Here is a 25,675-nt window from a genome sequence, read left to right as displayed (position 1 = left end):
GGAAATGGCACGTTTCGCGTAGAAGGGTCGAGATGAACAAGGTTGATCGTTACCTGCAGGCCGGTACCCGGGAAAACACCCGGCGCAGCTACCGTGCAGCGATAGAACACTTCGAAGTGACCTGGGGTGGGTTTCTACCGGCGACTGGCGATGGCATCGTGCGTTACCTCGCCGAGTACGCGGACAAGCACACCATCAACACGCTCAAGCAACGCCTGGCCGCGCTGGCGCAATGGCACGTCACGCAGGGTTTCCCGGATCCCACAAAAACGCCGACGGTTAGGCAAATGATCAAGGGCATCCGGACGTTGCATCCGACCCAAGAAAAACAGGCAGCCCCTCTCCTTCTACTTCACCTGGAACAAGCAGTAAGCTGGCTCGAGCGAGAGGCAGCTCTCGCGGCGGAGCGCGGTGAATTGGGAAGAATGATCAGGCATCGGCGAGACATCGCGCTGGTGTTGATCGGGTTCTGGCGCGGGTTCCGGGGTGACGAGCTGGCACGTCTTCAGGTCGAACACACCCAAGCCGAATCAGGGAAAGGAATCACTTTCTATCTCCCGCACACGAAAGGCGATCGACAACATCTGGGTACTTCGTTCCACCCCCCGGCCCTTAGGAAGCTTTGCCCTGTGCAGGCGTACATCAACTGGGTCACCGTCGCCGGCATTGCGCGCGGGCCAGTATTTAGGAAAGTGGATCGCTGGGGTAATTTGTCTAAGGACGGCATCAACTCCGGCAGCCTGATACCCCTTCTTCGTCGAATCTTCGTAACCGTCCGGCCAAGTCATCTACCCAGCCCCGCAAAGCCAAGACATGGTGTGCACTTAAATTTAAGTGGGCACCAGTTCTAGCCTTTTAAGCGGGTATTTCATGCAGCCAACACGCCGTTCCTATTCCAAGTCCTTCAAGGCCCAGGTCATTCAAGAGTGTGCACAGCCCGGCGCTTCGATTGCCAGCGTCGCGCTCGGCCATAGCCTCAACGCAAACCTCGTCCACAAATGGATTCGGCTGCAAGCGCAGAAAAGCCCGGCGCTCCCACCTGCATTTATTCCGTTAGCCATGCCGCTGGCCGGGGCAAACTCCCATCCAGCATCATCGAATATCTGCGTTGAAATACAGCACCCGCGCGGCACCATCAAAGTGAACTGGCCAACTGAAAGTGCTGCCGCCTGTGCGACTTTTCTTCGAGACCTTTTGCGATGATTCGCATCGACTCCATCTGGCTCGCCACCGAACCGATGGACATGCGCGCAGGCACCGAAACGGCGTTAGCCAAGGTGATCGCAGTGTTCGGTGCGGCGCAGCCGCACTGCGCTTATCTGTTCGCCAACCGCCGCGCCAATCGCATGAAAGTGCTGGTGCATGACGGCTTCGGAATATGGCTGGCGGCGCGCCGGTTGAACCAAGGCAAGTTCCACTGGCCTGGCATTCGCCATGGTTCTGAGATGGAACTGGATGCCGAGCAACTTCAGGCATTGGTGCTGGGTCTGCCATGGCAACGCGCAGGTTCTGAAGGCTCGATCACACTGCTTTAACGGCTGCCATTAGCCTATCGGTCTATCGTCGCGAATTGCCTGCTCTGGCAAAATCGGCCCCATGACTTCGCTACCCAATCTCGATCACCTGCCCCCTGAACAACTGCGCGCCTTGGCGGCGCAGTTGATGCAGCGTGTCGAAACGCTCGACCACCAGGTCGACACGCTGGGCAAGACGGTAGAGACGATGGGTAAAACCGTTGAGACGATGGGCAAGAAGATCAACCGCGATCAGACGGTGATCGAGAAGCTGACCCACGAGATCGCCCAGCTCAAGCGTTTGAAGTTTGCCAAGCGCAGCGAGCAGATGAATTCTGAGCAGGCCAGTTTGCTCGATGACCTGATCGATACCGATATCGCAGCGATTGAAGCAGAGCTTCAGGCCTTGCAGACAGTGCCAGCGGCGACCGAGAAAAAGCAGAAACCCAAGCGCACTGCATTACCGGCTGAGTTTCCACGCACACTGATCCATCACGAACCGGACAACACTCACTGCCCATGCGGCTGCGCCCTCAAGCGCATCGGTGAGGACGTTAGCGAGAAGCTGGACTACATGCCCGGCGTGTTCACCGTCGAACGCCATGTCCGTGGCAAGTGGGTCTGCGATGACTGCGAAACGCTGATCCAGGCACCGGTTCCGGCGCAGGTTATTGATAAGGGCATCCCGACTGCGGGCCTACTTGCACACGTCATGATTGCCAAGTTTGCTGACCATCTGCCGCTTTACCGTCAGGAATCGATCTTCGGTCGAGCAGGCTTGGCGATTCCACGTTCAACATTGGCTCAATGGGTTGGCGTGACGGGCGTGCAGTTGCAGCCTCTGGTCGACGCGCTGCGCGACGTAGTGCTTGGGCAACAAGTCATCCACGCCGATGAAACACCGGTGCAGATGCTCATGCCGGGAACAAAGAAAACTCACCGTTCCTATGTGTGGGCCTACGCCACCAGCCAGTTCTCGGACTTGGCAGCGGTGGTTTATGACTTCAGTCCCAGCCGTGCCGGTGAGCATGCTCGCAACTTCCTGCAAGACTGGAGGGGCAAGCTGGTCTGCGACGATTTTGGCGGCTACAAGGCCAGCTTTGAACTCGGCGTGACCGAGATTGGGTGCATGGCCCATGCACGGCGCAAGTTCTTCGAACTGCACGCTACGAATAAAAGCACGCTCGCCGAGCAAGCCCTGCGCTATATCCAGTTGTTGTACGAAATCGAAAGAGAAGTCCGCGACCTGGAGCCGGATTTAAGGCGCCGAATACGGCAAGAAAAAGCCGTCCCAGTGATGAATATGCTGCATGCCTGGATGATCGCCCAGCGTGACCTCGTGCCCGAAGGCTCGGCCATCAGCAGAGCACTCGATTACAGCCTGAAACGCTGGGCAGCGCTGTCGCGCTACCTTGGTGACGGGGCCGTACCCATAGATAACAACTGGTGTGAGAACCAGATCCGCCCTTGGGCTCTTGGACGTAAAAATTGGCTCTTCGCAGGGTCGCTGCGCAGCGGAAAACGTGCGGCAGCGATCATGAGTTTGATCCAGTCTGCGCGGCTGAATGGGCATGATCCGTATGCTTACTTGAAAGATGTACTCACACGCCTGCCGACGCAGCGGGCGAATGAAATCGATCAGTTGTTGCCGCATAAGTGGCAACCGGTTTAATCACGCAGGGCGTGATGGCCGGACGCATAGGCTTGGTTGCCGCATTCGGGTCAATCAGCGCGTTCGCAGCTGTAGCTTTCTCTGTGAGGTTCGGGTCGGTGGCAACCGGTTTAGTTACGAAAGACGGGATGCCCGGACGCATACGAATCTTCGAGCAGACTGGCGTATCGGCTGACCTCTATAGCAGTCATTCCATGCGACGCGGATTCGCGACCTGGGCTTCAGCGAACGGCTGGGATTTAAAAGCACTGATGAAGTACGTCGGATGGAAGGATATGAAGTCAGCTATGCGCTACATCGACAGCTCAGATTCCTTTGGAGAATTAGCGATGGCGTCTGCACTCACCGCTTCTGTCTCACTCCCTGAGCAAAAAACATCATCGCCTCAACCATGATGTGGACGTTCAAATTGGCGAACAGTGGCTGCAAGCTTCTTTCACTTTGGACTCGTTAGGCGATATTGCCGACTGGGCTCTCTGATATTGAGTCTATGACACGTAACTCCGTCTCGAGCAGAGATTTAGCATGCTTAGACATTCAGTCTCCACTGCTCAACGGCTTCAACCCCATACGTTTGTTGCCACAGCTTTAGTACCTTATTCTTACTACTTCGTAGCGAGATAGTTTCTCCAGTGTGAGGATTCCGATAGCTCTTCTCTTTGCGAGTCACCCCTTTTACGGGGCCGGTGCTTTGTGAATCCGAACGAACCGGGACGCCATTTTTTCTATGACCCCTGGATAAGCGATATGGAAAAGATGGCTGAGGTGAAGAATCTCCATTTAGAATCTTGCGAATGTCATCCAATGAATAATCGTAGGCCTCCAGCAGATGACAGACTTCACTGAGGAACAAATATTTGTAACCCGCCTGGAGGGCAAGCGCAGACCCATCCATGGCCCTCTTAAGCCCTTCAAGATACTCTTTAGTCTTGGGTCGCAAAATCACAGATGCCACTTTACTCTCCTCTCAGTCTTAACCAACACATTGACCCGTTACTCACATACATTGTCCGCTTGAGCTATCATTGAATTTCGTAGCCAGTTATGAAAAGTGCCTAAGCGCTCTCCTCCACCTCACGGCTGTGCTTAGCCAACCCAGTATCCAAGACTTTACGTAGCGCAGTCTGTCCTATCTCGCCCGTGCAGGCGAACTCAAACAGGTCTTCCAACGAATTAGAGAGCGATTCTGAAACTTGTCTCTGACGAACATCCCATTGCTCATCAGAAATTTGAGCACTATCACTTAATATTATTGCGCGAGCTTCTTCAGCAGTAAAACCGTATCGATCAGCAATAGCATAAAATTTCTCAAAGAAATCTCTTGATCTCGTAGACTCCATGCGCTCCCGTAGAGTGTCAAGCTCCTCGCTCTGCTGAGCAAGCCTCTGTTTGGCCTGGGCCAGCTCTCGCTCTAAATCCTTACGAGTCAATAGCTTAGTCATGGCAATCAAACCTCGTACCGTAGCCTACGAAGTCAGTATAGCTGACCTTTTTTGTCAATAAAGGTCTTAATCCGCACATTATCCGGTTCAGGCTCGTCATCACAAATAGCTAAAAATCTGTTAATAAGTGGGTCGCTATTGCTCCATTTCTTAACTTTTCAGTGCATGAACAGAACACTCTTAAATACGACACGATAGCCGAAGTGCATTTGATTGATATTATCCTCAGATCATTTGCGTTTCGACTCATGTTTAAAAATCCAATCGAGCTGCAATATATCCTCGAAGGATAAGTCCCGTTTCGCCGTACGTGTTATAGCTGCCCAATGTTCGGGCGTGAATATTGTGACCGCAGCGTGAGAAACTTCGGAACGGCAGGTCGGAAAAGCTGCGCGGGTGACTCCCAACACGCTTTGAAGAAAGGCTGCTTCCGGTCGTTTAATCACGTCATAAGCGATGCCGATCAGGAGATAGGCTGTCAGGGTTTGCCGGGGGCTTGCGGTCAGATAGTGTCCATGAAGATCACCTGAATTCCGATTGCTCGTATAGAAGACATGAGCTAGGTCTCGTGAGTCGAAATACGCTCTAGCGAATCCGCCCGGCGATCCTTTGTGAATCGGCTCGTGTAAAAGGACGTTTAGTAAAAACCGAGCTCCGATGGAGGAAAGATGAGGACAGCTGCCAGTGAGAACCTCGTTTAGTATCCAGCTTTGAACCCGCAAGATCAGTAGTCCTACCTTTCGTTCCCGCATCTGCAGTTTCTCATTAGAGAGCGTGCCGCTTACCAACCTTCTTTTAAGCCGGAAAAGTGGCGACTGGACGTATTCAGTGAACGCCTCCCACGCCCTAAAGAAAGGATCAGGATTGGGATGTTGCAGAACAGAGAGCGTTACGGGCATCTCGTGCTTATCACACACGCAATACCCGTACTGCCTCCACGCTTTGCGCCATGATGGAAGTCGCCCACACGCCACATCATCAGCCAGGCATTGCGGGCAATACGCTAAAAGGTAGTCACTCGGAAACACCCGGGTATCTTGCAGTTCGAATGTACCGGCGAGCGTTGGGATACCGAGCGCTTTCGACAATACTTTACCGCCCTTACCGGCCGCTATCAGGTCTGAAATGCGATCTACGTCCCTCCCCCTGTACAACCTCGCTGCTTGCCGGCAATCGTCCAGTTCTCTACCGGTTATCCACCAAACGCCCTTATTGAACGCGTTCCGCATGAGCCAGGAGGAGAACGTCTCATCATCGGCGGGCCGACAGAAGCCGCCGAACCACGTTTTGTTCTGGGGCGTGTCGGAGCGTCTCGTTTTAGAGCAGGGAGCTACCAAGCACCGAATATGACTCATGGTCATACCGATCAAGCCATCTGAAAGCTGGTACAGCTCTAACGGCAGGTACCCAGGGAGCTCGGAAATTCCGGTCAACCTTTCAACGGCATCGGTGACATAACCGATGTAATTGGCACCGAATGGCATTCTCTGCACGTGTATCCTCGAGTACGTGATCCCTTCAACCTGAAGGCCCTCAGCCAAGGCGTCGCAACATCGCGTAGTGGCGCTCAAGAAAACAAATTTTGAAATCCCGGAGTGGATAAACCCGGCGATTTGGGTCACCACCGGCGAAGCATTGCTGTACGGACGCCTCATATACGATTGCACGTCATTCACGATGGTTACCTGAATATCGCGCAACTTAAACGTAGCGTTGTAGATGGACTCAATCTGGGCCTTCTGACCCGCCATCATTTGAGGTGGCAACCCCAGAGCTTCCACAAGCCCGTCAACCAACGTCGGGTTCGGGTGAACAGGTATTTCCGGCAACTCCAACGCGTTGATGCCTTGCCGGCAGAGCCTCCTGCATAATTGATGAGTTAGCGCGCTCATACCGCAGCCAGCATCGCCAGAAAGCAAGATTACCTGGGTGTCAGCATTGGACTTGGGAGCTTCGTTTCTGGGTTGGTGTGGTAGTGACTGCTGCGCTGTTGCATGCTGCTCTACGCTGTGACTGTTTGCCGCCTGACGGGTTGCTGTTAGCGCGAGGGAGCTTCGGACTATCTTCAGGCATCGCTGAAGCACCGATTCGTTATCTGAGGAGCTGATCCACCGCGGAAATCGCCCCATCCTGCCTCCAGCCACGCGTGTCGACACGAAATACAGGTCGGCCTTGGCCGACCTGTGTAGTGGTAGAGAAACGATCTACAGCGCCTCAGAGAGCCCTATTCGTAATGCTGTTCGGGCACAACAAGCTATCTTGAGGGCGCCGACGTTTTAGGAGCCCGTGAATGCAAAAATTTCTGGGGTTGCCGGGATACTGGGGGCCTTCGGAGTGCGCTTGCGCTTCCCGGACTTTGCGCGACGCTGCTCCAGGACGACTTGAGTACTCTGCGCTGACCCAGCTTCAGTATCCGACTCCAGCACGATGTCCTCCACGCTTAACATACCGAAGTACTCAAAGTGCATGGTTTTAAACAACTCCAGCGTGATGCACTCCTGCCCGCTGCGGATGGCCTCAATGCCACAAGCACGGAGCAAATCCGTGATGGCCCTGGTGTTACCCCGCAACTTAACGACTGCAGCCATGAAGTCCATACCGTCAACGATGGACTCCTTTTTGAGCGGAAGATGGCTGACGTAACCCGTGAGAAAGTTTGCCAGCAACTCGCTATCTGCTTTCCATTCCTCAATCGTCACCCGACGGATCGTGTAGCGGCTTGTGAGCTGCGGATCGGGTTCGAGCACCTTGTAGAGCTCTTTGATGCCAATGATGATCACCGTGAGCCCGTAGTCGGCGTTGGAAAATGACCTTAAGGCGGTGAGATTTGCCTGGCCACGCCTAGCACTGACTGCACGCCCCAGATCGTGAGTATCATCCAGCACCAAGCAACGAATGTTCTTCTCCCTAATCAAGCGCCACGCCTCATGGACGTTATCGTAGGCGGTGTAAGGATTATGGGGTGTTTTGACCACCCCCAACGCACGGTGCAAAATAGCCCGCAGATCCATGTCCTCCGCGTAGTTGGCCAGGTCGATGTACAGAATTTTGCCATGCGGCGAGTCCTCGAAAACCTCTGCGATCTTTTTGCCTATGGTCGTCTTGCCAGCGCCGGGTGGGCCCACGATGATGAGACCAATGTTGCTGTCCGATCGCTCGGCAGCGACAAGGTCAGAAACTATGTCGTAGGTCTTCATGAATTCAGGCATGGCCATGAAAATCTTCCGGCGACACGCCTGGATTCGCTCCTCGTCAGATTTGTCCATATACGTGCGTGCGGCTTCACTGAGATGGTTCATCTAGCTCTCCCCGAGCATCGCGGATGCCCGTTGTGTGAAATCACGCTTGATGTAGGTGGTTGGCAACTTCGGCTTGCGCTCACTCCGGGAGTGATACTGCTTGTCGACGAGGCCGGCCTCCCGGGCACGCCGGAACTTCGCTTCGTTCTGCGCATGCCCTTCGTTCAGAAGTTGCGTGGCTTTGATGCCTTCGAGACTTAGATAGCCTGGCTGATCAAGCAGTTTTTTCCGGAGCAAGTACTCCGTCATCGTGCGAGGGAGATCTTCGTCGATTGCATCAAGTTCGATCCATCTATCCTCGGCCGACAAATAAGCCCAGATCGTGTGAATATTGAGCGCATCGGGTTTGACAAGAAGTTTCCGGCGAGTGTGATCCTTGGCCTCCCCGATATCGTATTGGATGCTGCGATATTCTGCGTAAGTGTTTGTGCACGTGATTGAGAATTCTGGCAGTATTTCAAGCGCAAAGCGTTTAGGGTTGAGTATGGCTTCCGGCAGCAGCATTTGACCATCCGCACCAGTATAATATTCTTTCCAGCGTCGGGCTGGAGATTTGCCAGAGTAGTCCGCAGTTTCGTTGTATTGGCAAATCGCCTTAGTCAACTCGATCAAAAACTCCCTATATGCCATTACAGAGCCTTTAGCTGGGTCAAAGTCGCTTGTCCGCTTAGGACGTGAACAGGTTGTTCCGCGCTGCAAATGTATAAATTTTGTATTTAAAGATCCAAAAGTCCTTTCGACCTTACCTCCTGCTTGTTTCGATTGACGGAATTTTACTTTAATGTTCCATTTATCGCAGGCACGACGAAATGCTTTGGCATGAAACTCCTTGGCATTGTCCGTAAATACGACTTCTGGTTTGCCATAGTACGGATAAAGCAGCCCGCCTAGGCCAAGTTCTTCCATGAATGCTACTTTGGGCATGAGAGCATGCAGCATCAAATTCGAGACTGTCCGAGAACTTGGCGGATCGAAGGAAAGATGAAATCCTACAATAACGCCCGTGTGGCGACAAATAGCTAATGAAAGATACGGCCTCCCGATGGGCTCGCCGTCGACTTCGGAGCGCAGGAAGATGTCGGCCAGAGTATGATCAAGCTGCACCTCTTGCAGGGCGCGGGTAAGTCTCCTCGACTTCCGGAGGACATATGTATCGTCTGCGGTGCGTTCACCCTCCCTACGAGCAACTCTATCCTCAGGGTCGATGCGCATTATCCGCTTGCGCATGGCCGACAGGGATGGGCAGGGAATACCGCGTTCAGAGCATTCTGTTTGAAGCTTTGAGTGGAGGTAACAGAGTGTCCAGTTTTCGCCGGCATATGTATTGTAACAGTACATAATAGCGTCTTCTTGATCTTCGGTCAGCAGGGTGCTGCCCTTCTTCCGCCCCTTAGAGTTTACGATCATCGACGCGACACCAACGCTCTCATCAAACTGGTCAAGCAAATTATAAAAAGTACTCCGGCTAATATTCAACTCAGAGTAGACCTGCTCTTTAGTTTTGAAATGCCCATCTTTGAATTTTTTGAATGCATTAAACCGATCCTGCGCAAGTGCGTATTGCTCTTGTGTAATCGGATCCTCCGATACGTCGTTATCTAAATCTTCGGCACGCCCTTTGACACCCTCTTGCATTTTGATAATGTCGCTGGGCGTCACGGGGATCAGATTGTTGACATCAACAACCTTTATTGCATCAGTGAGCACTGAGCGAATTTTTACGAGATGGCGATCGCGATCTACTACCTCCAGGGCTTTGTAGAGCTCGTTATCGGGGCCTTTTTCAGTAACCAGGTTGCCTACTTCGATCATTTGAAAGCGCTCCCTCGTGGCTTATGGGGCGTCCAATGATTAGCCTGGGGTTGGTCGATAACGCGCTCAGCTGTGCCGGAAATCAGATATTCCCGTATGGAATGGCCTGTGTTGGCCAGCGAATCGAGGGTTGAAAACGCGCCAGATTTCATGACCGTTCCCACGACTACATGGAAATCGAAGGTATAGCCCTTTTTCTGAGAAAATCAAAACCTTCAAAATAAATTTCTTTTAGATATTTGTTTTAATTGGATAATTTTCTTATGTTGGAAATTTTTTGATGTTGGATTTTGTAGTGAAAATTCCAACATAAGAAAATTTAATTAACCGAAAGCTTCGGACATTCAGGGAGTTAGGGGGTGTCCGTTAATTTGGAAATCCTGACATCATGAGTCTCGTAAGGCACTGATTCGACAAATTCGCTTCTGACGTCCAGTCTCAAAACGGGCCATTTGCAAACGTATTCACGGCGAGTCATTGAATGCCGTTTCTCTTCAGTCAGCGCGCACCGCTGCTCATGCAGACTGAAGATGCGGCGCCGGTGCCCACACTCGTTCCTAAAACTCAGGCACCGCGCTTACAACATTATTGCGGCACATTCACGCGCGAGTGACCTCAATTGATGACGCAATCCTGGCCTGCCACTTCGAGGCGATTCTGGCTTTACAGGACGGTTACGCCATCTGGCTCCAAAGCGGTCGTCAAGCCGACAACCTGGTCGCCCTGATCGGCAATCTGAAACGGCAAATTTTCCGCAGCCTGACAGATACGCGACTTCAGATCGTTCGCACACTGATTCGCCCGGGCGCCGGGAAGAATCCGTTCCCGGGCAGCCTAGAGCCGACTCGACAGTAATGGAGGTTCGCGGAGACCTGATCAGCAGATCAAGAACACGCTTCACCCTCCTCCTCTTTTTCGCGGTGTGTTGGCCGACGCGTTCAAACATTAGAACCAGGTTTCCATTTGTATACCGTATTGCCATACACCTCCGGCGTTGAAGTCCGTCTTGCCGAAGGAGTCTGAGGAACTGTATCTGTCCAGATCCGAAGACCAATTCATGAAGCTCGCGAACACACGCAGTTCAGGACGTGTGAGCAGGTCTCCAACGTCAGGTTTAAATGTCGGGGCGATCGTGAATTTCCAGAAGTTACCGTCGACCGCATTACGTTGTAGATACCCCTTCGGGTCGAGGTTCATGGTTTGCCAGCTCATTTCGTAAGCCATCTCGAAGTTGCTGTTGATTTCATTGGCCAAACGCATGTTCAGGGTCATCCAGCGGTAATTGTCACCCTTGACGTATCTATCCTTGCTTTGTTCGGCCAACAAGCTGGGACCGATGCGCCAACCAGGCGCAATGGGAGTCTCGCCGTAGAGTGCCAGACGTAGAGCGCGGGCATCGTCAATCAGCTCACCATCCGAGCCGACGTTCTTGACCTCTGCCCCCAGACCTTGCCCATAGAGCAGCGCGGTTTTGAAGAAGCCTTCTCTGCCGAAAAAGGTTTTCTGATGATTGGCCAGCATACTGTGCAAGCCAGAATCCGCAGGCGCCAGACCTGCTTCATTGCTGCGAGTGCCAATGTCGTTTTTCTTTGAGCCGATGGCATTGAACATCCACTGCCATTGACCATTATCGAAGAACTGGTTGGAGGTCAGGATGTAGCTTTCCACATCGGCGTTGATGCCGCCCTCACTGAAATCCCCATAGTTACGCCCGATCAAAGAGTAATTCGAGCGCCAATTCTTGTTCATCTGCACATCGTAGATTCCACCCCCGGTACCAGCCAGATAGATAACGTCCGAGTCCAGCCAGTGGATATCGAAGTTATCTCGATCAAAGCGCTTACCTGCCCACAAGGTGGCGTTCTCGAACACTGAATTACCCTTGAATGCAGCGAGATGATCGAGTTCGGTAAAGACCTGACGCACGTTCAGGTTGCTCTCGTCGGCCGTCCAGTCATTGGAGCTTTCCACACCATCGGCGATGGAAACCGTGAATTTGGAATGGGTGCCGTTCTGCGCATAGGCCTCTTTCGACAGGTCGATGCGCATGTAGGTGTCGTCTTCATTGCCGAGTCGCCCGACGGCGCCACCGACTGAACCGGCCGGGGTTGTATAAGGTCCTCCACGACCACCACCCAGCCCATCGTTGATCAGCAATCCGGAACGGGCGTAGCCCTTGAAGCTGAACCCGTCAGTGAGGTGTGCGGTACTGCTCTCTTTCTCCATGCTTTGCTGACGGGCTTCGAGTTTTGCCAGCCGGGTGTCCAAAGTGGGCGCCGCAATGGTTGTCGCAGTGGACGCAACGGGCTGCGAGGCGGGAGTGGCGAGCTTGATCTGCTGCAATTCCCTGGCGAGTGCCTGGGTTACCTGTTCGGCTGCGGCTGCGCGCTTTTCCGCTGCGGCGGCACGGGCTTCAAACGCGGCCATGCGTTCTTCCAGAGTCGCGGCCTGAGAGGTTGCCGCCGAAGTGCCGAGCACGCCTGCGAGTAGCCAGCCTGGTGCTTTCTGCATGTGGATTTCCCTGTTTTGTTTTTATTGTTTTGTTCCCGCGACCGGCCATTTTTCGTGAGTTGCGAATTGTCGCAATCGACGAAAAAAAGGATGCCTCATCGCAAATACGCTGCTACATTTGGCGATGTTAACGTTAACTTTTCTAAAAACAAAAATAAAGAGGGCTTTATGAAACTGCTCAAATCTCTCCTTCCAGCAGCACTGCTTACCCTTTGTGCCGGGCTTCCATCGCTCTCGAGCGCAGCCGATTTGACGATCTCGTGCGGTGCAGTGGGTGCGGAATTACAACTGTGCAAGGAAGCTGTCGAGACCTGGTCGAAGCAGACCGGCAACAACGTTGAGGTGGTTTCCACGCCTAACTCGGCGACCGAGAGGTTGTCGTTCTACCAACAAATCCTCAGTGCGCAGTCCAGCGACATCGACATCATTCAGATCGATATGGTGTGGCCGGGGATGCTGGCCAAACACCTGATGGATCTGCGTGAGGTGCTGCCCGCCAACGCCACTCACGGTTACTTCCAGGCACAGGTGGATAACGCCACAGTGAATGGACGGCTGGTGACGATGCCGTGGTTCACCGACTCGGGCCTGCTGTATTACCGCAAGGACTTGCTTGAGAAGTACGCCAAGCAGGTTCCCCAGACCTGGGAGGAAATGACCGCTACCGCCAGGGATGTTCAACAGGCAGAGCGCACTGCCGGGAACCCCAATGCATGGGGTTACATCTTTCAGGGGCGCGCTTACGAGGGGCTGACGTGTAATGCGCTGGAGTGGATCAGCAGCCAACCGGAAGGCGGACTGGTCAACCCACGAGGCGATATCGTGGTCAACAGTCAGGCCTCAAGAACTGCTTTGGCCCTGGCGAAAAGTTGGGTAGGAGACATCTCCCCGCGTGGCGTACTCAACTACACCGAGGAAGAAGGGCGTGGCGTATTCCAGTCGGGAAATGCGTTGTTCATGCGGAACTGGCCTTATGTCTGGGCCCTGGTACAAAGCCAGGACAGTGCCGTAAAAGATAAAGTCGGCGTCGCTCCCCTGCCCCGCGGCGGCATGTCCGGCACCCATGCCTCCACCCTCGGTGGTTGGGGTCTGGCGGTATCGCGTTACAGCGCCCATCCAAAACTTGCCGCAGAACTGGTGACCTACCTGACCAGTGCCCAGCAGCAAAAACAGCGAGCTTTGGTAGGTGGCTATAACCCGGTTATCGAGTCGCTTTATCAGGATCCCGAGTTACTCGCGGCCATGCCTTATTACAGTCAACTCCTCAGCATTCTCAACCAAGGGGTCATGCGCCCCGCGTCAATAACCGCCGATCGCTATCCACGGGTCTCCAACGCGTTCTTCGATCGAGTGCATGGCGTGCTGGCGGGCGAGTTGCCTGTCGATCAGGCGCTGGCTGAACTGGAAAGCGAACTCACGCGCATCAAACGCCGGAACTGGTAAGCCACAAGGAAGGAAATCACCATGTCTGTCTCTACTATCCATGCCCCCTGTGACGAGCTGCTGCTCACCAGGGAAACGCCTGTACAGCGCCGCCGAGTACGCGCCGCCTGGCTGTTTCTGACACCCATGTTGCTGTGTCTGACCCTGGTGGCCGCCTGGCCGCTGCTGCGAACATTCTGGTTCAGCCTGACCGACGCCAACCTGGCGGACACCGGTGGCGGAACCTTCATAGGTTTGAGCAATTATCTGTTCCACAACGGCTCCAACTGGTCGGGCATCCTGGTTGATCCTCAATGGTGGAACGCTGTGCGCAACACCTTGCATTTCACCGTGGTGTCGGTAGGACTGGAAGTCGTCCTGGGGCTACTGGTGGCGTTGCTGTTGAACATCAAGTTCACCGGCCGCTCCTTGGTGCGTGCGTTGATTCTGATTCCTTGGGCGATTCCTACCATTGTCTCGGCGAAGATCTGGTCATGGATGCTCAACGACCAGTTCGGCATCATCAATCACATGATGCTGAGCGTCGGTCTGATTGATGCCCCCTTGGCCTGGACAGCAGATGCGGATCTGTCGATGTGGGCGGTCATCATCGTCGACGTCTGGAAGACCGTACCTTTTGTCACGCTACTGATGCTGGCCGCCTTGCAGATGTTGCCGAGCGATTGTTACGAAGCCGCCAGGGTCGATGGCATTCATCCATTGAAAGTGTTCTGGCGCGTCACGCTTCCGCTGTTGATGCCTGCATTGTTGGTGGCGGCGATCTTCCGCATCCTCGATTCCCTGCGGGTATTCGACGTCATCTATGTGCTGACCTCGAATTCTTCGAGCACCATGAGCATGTCGGTCTATGCCCGCCAACACTTGGTGGAGTTCCAGGATGTTGGCTATGGCAGTGCGGCCTCGACTCTGCTGTTTCTGGTCGTTGCGGCAATCGCCATGCTTTATCTCTACCTCGGACGCCGTCAAATGGAGGTTCGGTCATGAGCCTGCGCCTACTCAAAAAGGCGCTGTTGCGCCTCGGATTCTGGTGTCTGATCGGGGTTTTGCTGCTGTATGCGGTCTTCCCTTTCTACTACGCCATCGTGACTTCGCTGAAGCCATCCAGTGCCCTGTTCCAGGTGAGCTACTGGATCGAAAGCCCCGACTTCTCCAATTACGCGGCGGTACTCCACCAAGCCTCATTCCTGCGGGCTATCGGTAACTCGCTGGTAGTTGCGCTTAGCGTTGTGACGCTGGCGTTGTTCCTCAGTGTCACCGCAGCCTATGCCTTGGGAAGGGTGAAATTCCGTGGACGTGGCACGGTCTTGATGATGGTTCTAGGCGTGTCGATGTTTCCCCAGGTCGCTGTGCTGTCGGGGCTGTTCGAAGTGATTCGCGCCCTGGGCCTGTACAACACGTCTTGGGCATTGATCCTGAGCTACACGATTTTCACCCTGCCCTTCACCGTCTGGGTGCTGACCACGTTCATGGGCCAACTGCCCCATGAACTGGAAGAAGCAGCAATCATGGACGGAGCGTCCCCCTGGGTCACGCTGACCCGCGTGCTGTTGCCGCTGCTCTGGCCCGCACTGGTCACCACGGGCTTATTGGCCTTCATCGCAGCGTGGAACGAGTTCCTGTTTGCCCTGACCTTCACCCTCACCGACACACAACGCACGGTGCCGGTCGCCATCGCCTTGATTTCCGGCGGCAGCCCTCATGAGTTGCCTTGGGGGTTGTTGATGGCCGCCTCGGTGGTGGTCACCGTCCCACTGGTGATTCTGGTGCTGATCTTCCAGCGCCGAATCGTTTCCGGTCTCACTGCCGGCGCGTTAAAGGGTTGATGCCCAACAAATACAAGGAACAGCATCGTGATCAAATTGAAACTGGACAACGTGAACAAACAATTGGGCGGGATGCGCATTCTTCGCGACGTCAGCCTGGAAATCGCGGCGGGTGAATTCGTGGTGTTCGTCGGCCCTTCGGGCTGCGGAAAATCGACCCTGCTACGACTGATCGCTGGACTGGATTCGATCTGCGGCGGCGACCTGCTGATCGACGGGCGTCGGGTCAACGACCTGGAGCCGCGCGAGCGTGGCGTCGGCATGGTGTTTCAGTCTTATGCGCTGTACCCGCACATGAGCGTCTACGACAACATCAGCTTTGGTCTCAAACTGGCCAAGACTGAAAAGACCAGCCTGCGCGAGCGCGTGCTGAAAACTGCGCAAATCCTGCAACTGGACAAACTGCTGCAACGCAAACCAAAAGAACTCTCTGGAGGACAGCGTCAGCGTGTGGCAATGGGCAGAGCCATGGCACGGGAGCCGGACATTTTGTTGTTCGATGAGCCGCTCTCCAATCTGGATGCATCGTTGCGGGTGCAGATGCGCAACGAAATCGCCCGGCTGCATGATCGACTGGGCTCGACCATGATCTACGTCACCCACGATCAAGTGGAAGCGATGACCCTGGCCGACAAAATTGTTGTGCTCAATGGCGGTCACGTAGAGCAGGTCGGCTCACCGCGCGATCTCTATGAGCGCCCGGCGAGCCGCTTTGTGGCCGGTTTTCTCGGTTCACCCAAAATGAACTTTATGGCGGCGCGCCTGCATGCCCCGGGCGAAACAAGCGAGGTCGACACCCCCGTTTTGGGAATGACCACCCTGCCCTTCGACAGCTCGAACCTGGCGGCGGGGACGTTGTTGAGCCTGGGGATTCGCCCGGAGCACATTTCGCTCAAAAAGGCTGATGGAGCCGTCGGCATCGTCGTGATCGGGGTCGAATACCTGGGCAGCGAAACGTATGTGCACCTCGAAACGGGGCGGGACGAGTCAATGATCTGTCGTTGCGAGGTCAACGCCGGATGGCAGGTGGGCGATCGGGTCGAACTGCAGCTGGACATCGACAACCTGCACCTGTTCGACGACGACGGCACGGCCCTGGAGCGCCACCCACAAGCCATGGAAAACCAGCCGAATGATGTCTCTCTGCGCTCAGTCCGAGCACGGGCCCTATGACCTTGCCTTCGAATCACATGAGCGATCCAATGCCTTCTACCCTTGACCTTGCGCAGCGTGCGCTGAGTGACGGCCTGTCTCGCGTCATCGAGGACTATCGCCCCGGTTATCATATCGCCCCCCCGGCAGGCTGGATGAACGACCCTAACGGGGTCGTGTTCTTTCGTGGCGAATATCACGTTTTCTATCAACATTACCCCTTCGAAGCGAAATGGGGGCCGATGTATTGGGGGCACGCCAAGAGTGCCGATCTGGTTCATTGGCAGCACCTGCCCATTGCGCTGGCACCCGACGATGAATTCGACCGTGACGGCTGCTTTTCCGGTAGTGCGGTGGTGTGCGGAGATACCCTGGCGCTGATCTACACGGGGCACACCTGGCTGGGGGAAGTGGGTGACGAGCGCTTCATCCGTCAGGTCCAGTGCCTGGCCACCAGCATCGATGGCGTCCGGTTCGTCAAGCATGGCGCCGTCATCGAGACCGCACCGCAAGACACGATCATGCACTTTCGTGACCCCAAGGTATGGAAGGAGGATGGCTATTGGTACCTCATTGCCGGCGCACGTCTGGGCGACAGGCCGGTGCTCCCGCTGTACCGCTCCACGGATCTGCACGTCTGGGAGTTCCTTGACTATGTGGCCGGTGGCAGCGAGGGCGATGGCTATATGTGGGAGTGCCCGGATCTGTTCCGACTGAACGGAAGCGATGTGCTGCTGTACTCCCCCCAAGGCATGTCATCCCAAGGTTACGAACGGCTCAACAAGTACCAGACGGGTTATCGCGTGGGTCGACTCGACAGCGACTGGCACTTCATGGGCGGGCCTTTTATCGAACTGGATAACGGCCACGATTTCTATGCAGCGCAAACGCTACTGGCCGCCGATGGTCGGCGCCTCGTGTGGGCGTGGCTCGACATGTGGGACAGCCCGATGCCGAGCCAGGCCCATCACTGGTGCGGCATGCTCGGGTTGCCACGCGAACTTGAACTGTGCGCAGATCGCCTGTGCGTGTTTCCCGCACGGGAGCTCACCGCTCTGCGCAAGACGCTATTGCCGAGCACGCCGTGGTGGGAGGCGTCGGGCACCCAGTGGGTGCCAGGAGTGAACGGCGATATGCTCGAAATCCATGTGAACCTGGATTTACTCGGCTGTACCGACGGCCACCTGGGAATCGCGTTGCGCTGCAGCGACGATGGCGATGAACAAACCCTGCTCTACTACGATGCGGCGCTGCAGCGCCTGGTGCTGGACCGCAACCGCTCGGGTGCGCAAGTCACCGGTCAGCGCAGCGTGGCGATAGACCCGACACAAGCGTTACTGGCATTGCGTGTGTTCCTCGATCGCTCGTCCATTGAGGTGTTCGACGAAAACGGGCGCTTCAGCCTCAGCAGTCGCATCTATCCACAACGCGATAGTCTGGGTGTAAAGCTTCTCGCAAGCGGGACCGGCGGGCGTGTCTCGATTCCCAGGGCATGGCCTCTTGCCTCGGGATGGCTATGAGCAGCCTCATTCGAGTCGCGAGAAGCGCGGGCCATGTGTCATGATCCTGCGTCAACCTGACCGGTTTCGCCACGCATGACTTCAGTGAAAGACGTTGCACAGCTGGCCGGCGTGTCCCTGATGACGGTTTCTCGAGCGCTCAACAATCCGGAAAAACTGAGCCCCGAAACCCTTCAGCGGGTACGTCTCGCCATTGATGAACTGCAATTCGTACCGAGCCTGTCGGCGCGCAAGATGCGCGGCGACAACCTCCAGTCGCGCACCATCGGTGTGTTCGCTCTGGACACTGCGACCACACCGTTCGCGGTCGAGTTGCTGCTGTCCATCGAACAGACTGCGCAACAAGCCGGCTGGAATGTCTTTATCCTCAACCTGCTAAGCAACCCGCCCACCGACCAGAATATCGACCTGATGCTATCGCACCGTCCCGACGGGTTGATCTTCAGCGCTATGGGGTTTCGCCACGTGAGTATTCCCGAGCGCTTGAAGAGCAAACCCCTGGTACTCGCCAATTGCCTGGCAGATGACAGTCGCCTGGTCAGTTATGTGCCAGACGACGAAACGGGGCAGTATCGAGCGGTACATCATGCGTTGAGCCAGGGCTATCGGCGCCCTCTTTGTATCAATCTGCCAAAACAGAGTCTGGCCTGGGGGCTCCGACAAAAAGGCATGCAGCGTGCCTGCCAGGCATTCGGACTAGCGCCTGACGCGCTCCTGCAATACGACCTTTCCGATCATGACGCCTATGGTGAAACCGCCGCCATCCTCGACCGGCACATCATTGATGGTCGCCCCCAATTCGATATTCTGATCTGTGGCAACGACCGCATTGCGTTTTGTGCCTATCAGCTGTTGTTGGGCCGTGGCCTGAAAATTCCCAGCGATGTCGCCGTGCTCGGCTACGACAACATGATCGGCATTGCCGAGCTGTTCATCCCGCCGCTGACCACGGTGCAACTGCCGTACTACGAGATCGGTCGCAAGGCTGCCCGGCACTTGATCGAGACCCTTGAAGAATCGGGAGCCCAGCCAGTTGATTGCCCATTGGTGGTCAGGGCATCACTATAAGAAACAGTCAGGTAATAGCACACCCGCTTGCTTTCGATTGGCCATTAGCCTGTCACGCACTAGAAGTGTTCCGCCGCCACCAGGACGCAGGCAGCGCTTCGATGGCCGGCTGATATTTTCTGCCCGGACGAAAACCGCATGCCTGCATGCGGTGGGGCTTAGTGCCTCTGTCGCCGGGACACTGCTGCTGGACTTGTCCACCATTGACGCTTTTATGAAAGAAGCGCTCTCAACTGGGCTGGCACGGCTACAACTTCTTTGGTTTTTGGCGAGACACATACATGTGTGATATTCGCGACGAAGGACAGTGTTCCATTATCTAAAAAACCCTCAACCAAAAAAGTGAAAGAGTGAGCACCCAACTTGGCCACGCCGACTTTAATATTTAATTTATCATCCCATGTCACAGGCGCCAGCAACTCAAATGACATGGCGCGTACTGGCGGCAATATATCAAACCCCATCAAAGTTCTAAGCCCGGGCACTCCCAACCACTTATCAAGGGCTACATAAATAGCTTCTACAGCAAAATATGAAAATCGCGGAGTGTAAACCACTCCCGCAGGATCACAGTCTCCAAACAAAATGGTTCTGCTGACAAGAACCGCATTAGGCATTGATGTATCTCCCCGTCGTTATTATGTGCCCGAGTGAAACGGTGCATTGATGCTTTATTCATTTCTGCAATTCGAAAACGATGCTCACCGTGCCGGTGCGGTTTGGTAAAAGTCCTAAAGGACTGGTGCCCTTTGTTCTCGGGTTATCACCTGTACTACCCAAGCCGTCGCTTGCCAACACCCGTCTTTTCGCTTGTTCTGAATGCTCTATGCTGCGAGGCTTTCTATTAGCGTGGCGCATGGGATGGAGTGTTGCTTTGGATCGACCACCCCAAAATCCCCCTTCGATCCCGCTAACGATCTAAATCTATAACGCTCTCAACCGCATCAAGGCCAGCGCAGCGAACTTCGCCTAAAGGGCATCAAAGGACTTTATAGATCTCCGAAATCACCTGCATCGTTGCGTCTTCAATCGTTCCTTCATTACGGCATAAAACCCAGCCGTTATCTGCAATCGCTCGCTCGAACGCCTGGGTACAAGCGACATGTTCTTCCAGCTTATGCATCACCGTACTGCTCAGCCCACGCGATCGTGCCGCAGCCCTCGCCCATGAAATTTCAGGGACGGTGACAACCCCGACATGCAGGTCTGGCACTCGCACGTTTCGATCAATGTTCAACTGCAGGATCTGCGCAAACGGAATTATCCGGCGGAACGCGGCATCAGACGGGTACCAGCGATCGATCAAGATGATGCTGCCGGGTGGCTGTTTTGCCAGCACGTGCCGGGAAATCCAGGTACGGCTATCCGCAAGGCGCTCACAAACCTCGAACTCCAAATCCCGGGTGGGATTTCTGACGAGCTTGTTAACGAGGGCCATTGTTTCACCCCTAAAGGGATCGCTTTTACTCTCGGAAAGTCGGATCACCTTTTTGTTGTCCGCCCTCAGTACTTTCGTAACGGCCTCCAACAGTGTGGTTTTGCCGGTTCCCTTGGGCCCATCTAGCGAAACAAACAGTGGAGGATTCATTCTTCAAACAACGATTGATACACGGTTTTTTTTGCCCGGTTCGCTCGCTGGAACCGCTTGGCGCGGCTACGCGTATCGAGTGAAGGGCCCTTATGAACAGACATTGATGAACACTCTAACGTGGTTTCTGGCTAACGGGTCTCAATTCTATCTCCGATCAGGGTTCGGTCCGACTCAATACCCCGTCGCCTGCCGATACTGCCGTGGCGTGAATCCAGTCAATGCCTTGAACTGCCGAGTGAACGCACTGTGGTCGGTATAGCCGCACTGCAATGCCACGTCGGTAATGGGAATCTCGGTGTGCAGCAAACGGTGTGCGTGTTCCAGGCGAACCTTTTGAATCATCTGCCGCGGCGTCAGGTGGAACACGCGTTTGCAATACCTTTCCAGTTGCGCCACTGAAATGCCGGCGATCCGCGTGAGTTCGCCCAAGGTGATGCGGCGATTGAAATGCGCGCGAATGTATTCATCCACGGCGGCCAGCCGTTGATAAGCCGGATGCGTGTCACTGGCCGATTGCAGGTCGACCGAAATCCCGGCCAGGCCAATGATTTCACCGTGGCGGTTATACAGCGGGCGTTTATGCGTCAGGCACCAACCGGGTTCTCGACTGCCGTACAAGTGCAATTCCAGTTGGTCTTCCAGGACAAAGCCTTGTTCCAGTACACGACGGTCCTGTTCGGTGTAGCCCGGCCCCAATTGTTCTGGAAAAACTTCGGCGCTGGTTTTCCCCAGCAGCGGTTGCAACTGTTTCAATCCACAGCGCTGAACCAGCGTGCTGTTGGCCATGACATAGCGCGCCTTGATGTCTTTGATAAAGATCGCGGCATTGGGGATCACATCCAGCATCGGCAACAGAAGTGCCACGCCCGCCAGTAATGCTTCGAGGGTATCGGGACGATTCTGGTCGTTTCCCTGGCACAGGATCGCCAATGCGTTCTGCGTCATCAATCTTGATCTCCCACTGAAAAAACACGCTTGCGCCCTCTTCGCTCAGCACGTTGTCCAGTGCCTTTCAGCGGCGTTATTGAGGCGCGCGCAGGCAGATTGCCCCAAGGCTTACCCCGTGTCGAGCTGATAGGAACATAGCCGGATCAGCCATCCGCATTGTGCTGATTTCGTCATTCGCATCCATGCAAAACATCAATCGCCAGCGTCCTGACGCGTTCACTCTATCGCCATTGCATGCACACCTGCCTATCCAATAACTCACAAGAAGGCGACGCTATGTCAGGCAAAGGCAAGTTCAAAAAACAACTTTCGTTGATGGACCTAACGTTTATCGGCTTGGGCGCCATTTTCGGTTCCGGCTGGTTGTTTGCAGCCAGTCACGTCTCTGCGATTGCGGGGCCGGCCGGTATATTTTCCTGGCTCTTGGGCGGCTTTGCCGTCCTGCTGCTGGGCATTGTTTATTGCGAATTGGGGGCGGCGCTGCCGCGTGCCGGGGGCGTGGTTCGTTATCCGGTCTATTCCCATGGTCCGTTGCTCGGCTACCTGATGGGCTTTATCACGCTGATCGCTTTCACCAGCCTGGTGGCGATCGAAGTGGTCGCCTCCCGGCAGTATGCCGCCGCCTGGTTTCCGGAGCTGACCAAGGCCGGCTCCAGCGATCCGACGATCATCGGCTGGCTCGTGCAATTCGGCCTGCTTTGCCTGTTTTTCCTGCTCAACTACCGGAGTGTGAAGACCTTCGCCATGGCCAATAACCTGGTCAGCGTGTTCAAGTTCATCGTCCCGCTGCTGGTCATCGGTGTGCTGTTCACCTTCTTCAAACCAGAAAACTTCCAGGCACAAGGCTTCGCGCCATTCGGCCTGTCGGGCATCGAGATGGCGGTGTCCGCCGGCGGTGTGATCTTCGCTTACCTGGGACTGACGCCGATCATATCGGTGGCCAGCGAAGTGAAGAATCCGCAACGGACCATTCCGATTGCACTGATCCTGTCCGTGCTGCTGTCCACCTTGATCTACGTGCTGTTGCAGGTCGCTTTCCTCGGCGGCGTGCCCACCGAGATGCTGGCCAACGGTTGGGCCGGTGTCGCCAAGGAACTGGCCCTGCCTTATCGCGACATCGCCCTGGCGCTGGGCGTGGGTTGGTTGGCCTACCTGGTGGTCGCCGACGCGGTGATCTCCCCCAGCGGTTGCGGCAATATCTATATGAACGCAACACCCCGCGTGATCTATGGCTGGGCGCGAACCGGCACCTTCTTCAAGGTATTCACCCGTATCGACGAACAATCCGGCATCCCGCGCCCGGCGCTATGGCTGACCTTCGCCCTGTCGGTGTTCTGGACCCTGCCCTTCCCCTCCTGGGAAGCCCTGATCAATGTGGTTTCCGCCGCTCTGGTGTTGAGCTACGCCGTCGCGCCGGTATCTGTTGCCGCGCTGCGCCGCAATGCGCCGGATATGCCGCGCCCGTTCAGGGTCAAGTGGATGAGCGTCCTCGGTCCATTGTCATTCGTCATCGCGGCGCTGATCGTCTACTGGTCGGGCTGGAGCACCGTGTCATGGCTGCTGGGCCTGCAGATTCTGATGTTCGTCGTGTACCTGATGTGTGGTCGTTTTGTGCCGACCCAGCATCTGAGCCTGACCCAACAAGTACGCTCGTCCGCATGGCTGATCGGCTTCTACGCCGTGACCATCGTGCTCTCCAAACTCGGCAGCTTCGGTGGCCTGGGCGTCCTCAGCCATCCCTTCGACACTCTGGTCGTGGCGGTCTGCGCACTGGGCATCTATTGCTGGGGCGCGGCGACTGGCGTTCCGGCGCATCTGGTCCGTCTGGAATCCGAGGACGATGAAAGCGAAGCCGATTTGACTCGCGCCTGCACCACAACGGCCCAGCGCCCTGCCCCTGCGCACTTCTAAAGGATAGGTTTATGAAACGGGTTCATGTCATTGACTCCCACACCGGCGGCGAACCGACTCGCCTGGTGATGAGCGGCTTTCCCAAGCTGCCCGGCCAGACCATGGTCGAGAAGCGCGATGCGCTGCGCGATCAGCATGACCACTGGCGTCGAGCCTGCCTGTTGGAGCCCCGTGGCAACGATGTGCTGGTCGGCGCGCTGTATTGCGAGCCGGTCTCGCCGGATGCGACTTGCGGCGTGATCTTCTTCAACAATGCCGGTTATCTCGGCATGTGCGGTCACGGCACCATCGGCCTGGTCAACTCGTTGCACTACCTGGGGCACATCGCCCCCGGCGTGCACAAGATCGACACCCCCGTCGGCCCGGTCAGCGCCACCCTGCATGACGACGGCACCGTGACCCTGCGCAACGTGCCCGCCTACCGTTACCGTCAACAGGTGTCGGTGGAAGTCCCCGGACACGGCTGCGTTTATGGCGATATCGCCTGGGGCGGTAACTGGTTTTTCCTGGTCTCCGACCACCGGCAGGTGCTGCAACTCGACAACGTCGAAGCCCTCACCGAATACACCTGGGCGATGCTCAAAGCCCTTGAAGCCCAGGGCATTCACGGCGAGGACGGCGCCCTCATCGACCATGTCGAATTGTTCGCCGACGACGACCAGGCCGACAGCCGCAACTTCGTCATGTGCCCGGGCAAGGCTTACGACCGCTCGCCCTGCGGCACTGGCACCAGCGCCAAACTGGCGTGCCTGGCGGCCGATGGAAAACTGGCCGCCGGTGAGCCTTGGGTACAAGCGAGCATCACTGCCAGCCAATTCGTCGGCAGCTATGAATGGGAAGGCGAACGTGTGCGCCCGTTCATTACCGGCCAGGCCTTCATGACCGCCGACAGCACGCTGCTGATCGACGAACAGGATCCCTTCGCGTGGGGCATTTGAGCGACCACGCGGCACTTCCCTCAATCCATTTGAATGAACGCTTCAAGGAGTTACAACAATGAGCGATAGCATCTTCACTGGCTGCATTCCGGCACTGATGACCCCCTGCACGGCCGAGCGAAAACCCGACTTCGACGCGCTGGTGGCCAAAGGTCGCGAACTGATTGATATCGGCATGAGTGCGGTCGTGTATTGCGGCTCCATGGGCGACTGGCCCCTGCTTACCGAAGGCGAGCGTCAGGAAGGCGTGGCCCGCCTGGTTGCCGCCGGCGTTCCGACGATTGTCGGTACTGGCGCGGTCAATAGCCGGGAAGCGATTTCCCACGCCGCCCATGCGGCCAAAGTCGGCGCCCATGGTCTGATGGTGATCCCGCGCGTTCTGTCCCGGGGCGCCTCTCCGGCCGCGCAAAAAGCTCACTTCTCCGCCATCCTGAAGGCGGCCCCGAATCTGCCGTCGGTGATCTACAACAGCCCTTACTATGGGTTCGCCACCCGTGCGGATCTGTTCTTCGAACTGCGTCGCGAACACCCGAACCTGATCGGCTTCAAAGAGTTCGGCGGTGCCGCCGACCTGCGCTACGCCGCCGAGAACATCACGTCCAAGGACGATGACGTCACCCTGATGGTCGGTGTCGATACTCAAGTGGTACACGGTTTCGTCAACTGCAATGCCACCGGCGCCATCACCGGGATCGGCAACGCGCTGCCCCGCGAAGTGCTGCAATTGGTCGCCCTGAGCAAGCAGGCAGCCAAAGGCGACGCCAAGGCTCGTCGCCTGGCGAGGGAGCTGGAATCGGCGCTGGCCGTCCTGTCGTCCTTTGATGAAGGCTGCGACCTGGTGCTCTATTACAAGCACTTGATGGTGCTCAATGGCGACAAGGAATACACGCTGCATTTCAACGAGACCGATGCGCTCAGCGATGCCCAGCGTCATTACGCCGAGAACCAGTACACGTTGTTCCGCCAGTGGTACAAAAACTGGTCGGCAGAACAGAACGTCGCCTGATCTCACCTGAACGCACCCGCTGTGA

Annotated in this window: 24 protein-coding genes and 1 pseudogene; 16 read left to right on the top strand and 9 right to left on the bottom strand. The window is 55.8% G+C overall.

All coding sequences use genetic code 11. The annotated features are described in order from the left end of the window. Positions 1-32: 32 nt before the first annotated feature. The 5 genes from DJ564_RS16195 (at position 33) to DJ564_RS16175 (ending at position 3,581) form a co-directional block, all read left to right on the top strand. On the top strand, positions 33-851 hold the full coding sequence (locus tag DJ564_RS16195; protein WP_109631318.1) for a hypothetical protein: 819 nt from the start codon (positions 33-35) through the stop codon (positions 849-851). 19 nt (positions 852-870) lie between these two features. Further along, the gene (locus DJ564_RS16190) at positions 871-1,203 is read left to right on the top strand and encodes a transposase (protein ID WP_256597419.1); all 333 of its coding nucleotides are present in this window, start codon (positions 871-873) and stop codon (positions 1,201-1,203) included. Then, on the top strand, positions 1,200-1,535 hold the full coding sequence (tnpB, locus tag DJ564_RS32425) for an IS66 family insertion sequence element accessory protein TnpB (RefSeq protein WP_109629175.1): 336 nt from the start codon (positions 1,200-1,202) through the stop codon (positions 1,533-1,535). Before DJ564_RS16190 ends, tnpB begins: the two co-directional genes overlap by 4 nt. 61 nt (positions 1,536-1,596) lie before the next feature. Further along, positions 1,597-3,186, top strand: a complete 1,590-nt coding sequence (locus DJ564_RS16180) for an IS66 family transposase (protein WP_109629173.1) — start codon at positions 1,597-1,599, stop codon at positions 3,184-3,186. Positions 3,187-3,200: 14 nt separating this feature from the next. Then, entirely contained in the window at positions 3,201-3,581 is a 381-nt protein-coding gene (locus DJ564_RS16175; protein WP_109636050.1) for a tyrosine-type recombinase/integrase, read from the top strand. A 134-nt stretch (positions 3,582-3,715) separates the two neighbouring features. Here DJ564_RS16175 and DJ564_RS32020 read toward each other — a convergent pair whose 3' ends face one another. The 5 genes from DJ564_RS32020 to DJ564_RS16155 form a co-directional block, all read right to left on the bottom strand. Further along, complete coding sequence (locus DJ564_RS32020; RefSeq protein WP_162556208.1) at positions 3,716-4,141, bottom strand: DNA binding protein; 426 nt, start codon at positions 4,139-4,141, stop codon at positions 3,716-3,718. A 100-nt stretch (positions 4,142-4,241) separates the two neighbouring features. After that, a complete protein-coding gene (locus tag DJ564_RS16170) occupies positions 4,242-4,628 on the bottom strand; it encodes a hypothetical protein (RefSeq protein ID WP_109631315.1) in 387 nt (128 codons plus the stop codon). A 230-nt stretch (positions 4,629-4,858) separates the two neighbouring features. Beyond that, positions 4,859-6,520 carry a TniQ family protein gene (locus DJ564_RS16165; protein WP_162556207.1) on the bottom strand — a complete coding sequence of 554 codons (1,662 nt, stop codon included), beginning with the start codon at positions 6,518-6,520 and terminating at the stop codon, positions 4,859-4,861. A 384-nt stretch (positions 6,521-6,904) separates the two neighbouring features. Continuing rightward, positions 6,905-7,927: a TniB family NTP-binding protein gene (locus tag DJ564_RS16160; protein ID WP_109631309.1), complete on the bottom strand. Its 1,023-nt coding sequence runs from the start codon at positions 7,925-7,927 to the stop codon at positions 6,905-6,907. Continuing rightward, positions 7,928-9,739: a DDE-type integrase/transposase/recombinase gene (locus tag DJ564_RS16155; protein ID WP_109631305.1), complete on the bottom strand. Its 1,812-nt coding sequence runs from the start codon at positions 9,737-9,739 to the stop codon at positions 7,928-7,930. Between the two features lie 609 nt (positions 9,740-10,348). Here DJ564_RS16155 and DJ564_RS16150 point away from each other — a divergent pair. Next, positions 10,349-10,594 carry a hypothetical protein gene (locus tag DJ564_RS16150; protein WP_256597418.1) on the top strand — a complete coding sequence of 82 codons (246 nt, stop codon included), beginning with the start codon at positions 10,349-10,351 and terminating at the stop codon, positions 10,592-10,594. A 90-nt stretch (positions 10,595-10,684) separates the two neighbouring features. On the opposite strand, the gene DJ564_RS16145 is transcribed toward DJ564_RS16150, so the two are convergent. After that, positions 10,685-12,250: a carbohydrate porin gene (locus DJ564_RS16145; RefSeq protein WP_109631304.1), complete on the bottom strand. Its 1,566-nt coding sequence runs from the start codon at positions 12,248-12,250 to the stop codon at positions 10,685-10,687. Positions 12,251-12,418: 168 nt separating this feature from the next. Here DJ564_RS16145 and DJ564_RS16140 point away from each other — a divergent pair, with 168 nt between their 5' ends. From DJ564_RS16140 to DJ564_RS16115, 6 genes are all read left to right on the top strand, one after another. Next, on the top strand, positions 12,419-13,693 hold the full coding sequence (locus tag DJ564_RS16140) for an ABC transporter substrate-binding protein (protein ID WP_109631301.1): 1,275 nt from the start codon (positions 12,419-12,421) through the stop codon (positions 13,691-13,693). Between the two features lie 21 nt (positions 13,694-13,714). Continuing rightward, the gene (locus DJ564_RS16135; RefSeq protein WP_109631298.1) at positions 13,715-14,677 is read left to right on the top strand and encodes a carbohydrate ABC transporter permease; all 963 of its coding nucleotides are present in this window, start codon (positions 13,715-13,717) and stop codon (positions 14,675-14,677) included. Next, positions 14,674-15,516 carry a carbohydrate ABC transporter permease gene (locus tag DJ564_RS16130; RefSeq protein ID WP_109631296.1) on the top strand — a complete coding sequence of 281 codons (843 nt, stop codon included), beginning with the start codon at positions 14,674-14,676 and terminating at the stop codon, positions 15,514-15,516. Before DJ564_RS16135 ends, DJ564_RS16130 begins: the two co-directional genes overlap by 4 nt. A 27-nt stretch (positions 15,517-15,543) precedes the next feature. After that, complete coding sequence (locus DJ564_RS16125) at positions 15,544-16,689, top strand: ABC transporter ATP-binding protein (RefSeq protein ID WP_109631293.1); 1,146 nt, start codon at positions 15,544-15,546, stop codon at positions 16,687-16,689. Further along, complete coding sequence (locus tag DJ564_RS16120) at positions 16,686-18,188, top strand: sucrose-6-phosphate hydrolase (protein WP_178082303.1); 1,503 nt, start codon at positions 16,686-16,688, stop codon at positions 18,186-18,188. Before DJ564_RS16125 ends, DJ564_RS16120 begins: the two co-directional genes overlap by 4 nt. A gap of 75 nt (positions 18,189-18,263) precedes the next feature. Next, a complete protein-coding gene (locus DJ564_RS16115) occupies positions 18,264-19,256 on the top strand; it encodes a LacI family DNA-binding transcriptional regulator (protein WP_109631287.1) in 993 nt (330 codons plus the stop codon). A 212-nt stretch (positions 19,257-19,468) separates the two neighbouring features. Here the strand turns inward: DJ564_RS16115 and DJ564_RS16110 are convergent, their stop codons facing one another. Continuing rightward, positions 19,469-19,873 (bottom strand): thioesterase family protein, encoded by a 405-nt coding sequence (locus DJ564_RS16110; RefSeq protein WP_109631285.1) that lies wholly within the window; start codon positions 19,871-19,873, stop codon positions 19,469-19,471. 102 nt (positions 19,874-19,975) lie between these two features. On the opposite strand from DJ564_RS16110, the pseudogene DJ564_RS32420 reads away from it, so the two are divergent. After that, a pseudogene (locus DJ564_RS32420) lies at positions 19,976-20,104 on the top strand (LysR family transcriptional regulator); the annotation flags it as partial. Positions 20,105-20,235: 131 nt separating this feature from the next. Here the strand turns inward: DJ564_RS32420 and DJ564_RS16100 are convergent. Continuing rightward, entirely contained in the window at positions 20,236-20,844 is a 609-nt protein-coding gene (locus tag DJ564_RS16100) for a dTMP kinase (RefSeq protein ID WP_109631282.1), read from the bottom strand. A gap of 174 nt (positions 20,845-21,018) precedes the next feature. After that, entirely contained in the window at positions 21,019-21,792 is a 774-nt protein-coding gene (locus DJ564_RS16095) for an AraC family transcriptional regulator (protein WP_109631279.1), read from the bottom strand. Between the two features lie 279 nt (positions 21,793-22,071). On the opposite strand from DJ564_RS16095, the gene DJ564_RS16090 reads away from it, so the two are divergent. The 3 genes from DJ564_RS16090 to DJ564_RS16080 are packed head-to-tail and all read left to right on the top strand — an operon-like array spanning position 22,072 to position 25,650. Continuing rightward, positions 22,072-23,706, top strand: coding sequence for an APC family permease (locus DJ564_RS16090; RefSeq protein WP_109631277.1), 1,635 nt, complete (start codon positions 22,072-22,074; stop codon positions 23,704-23,706). A gap of 11 nt (positions 23,707-23,717) precedes the next feature. After that, the gene (locus DJ564_RS16085) at positions 23,718-24,644 is read left to right on the top strand and encodes a 4-hydroxyproline epimerase (RefSeq protein ID WP_109631274.1); all 927 of its coding nucleotides are present in this window, start codon (positions 23,718-23,720) and stop codon (positions 24,642-24,644) included. Between the two features lie 58 nt (positions 24,645-24,702). Continuing rightward, positions 24,703-25,650, top strand: coding sequence for a dihydrodipicolinate synthase family protein (locus tag DJ564_RS16080; RefSeq protein ID WP_109631272.1), 948 nt, complete (start codon positions 24,703-24,705; stop codon positions 25,648-25,650). Positions 25,651-25,675: the final 25 nt, after the last annotated feature.

This window comes from Pseudomonas sp. 31-12 (assembly GCF_003151075.1).
Taxonomy (GTDB): Bacteria; Pseudomonadota; Gammaproteobacteria; order Pseudomonadales; family Pseudomonadaceae; genus Aquipseudomonas.
The sequence above is the reverse complement of the archived record's forward strand: the minus strand, read 5'-3'. Positions and strand labels throughout refer to the sequence as shown.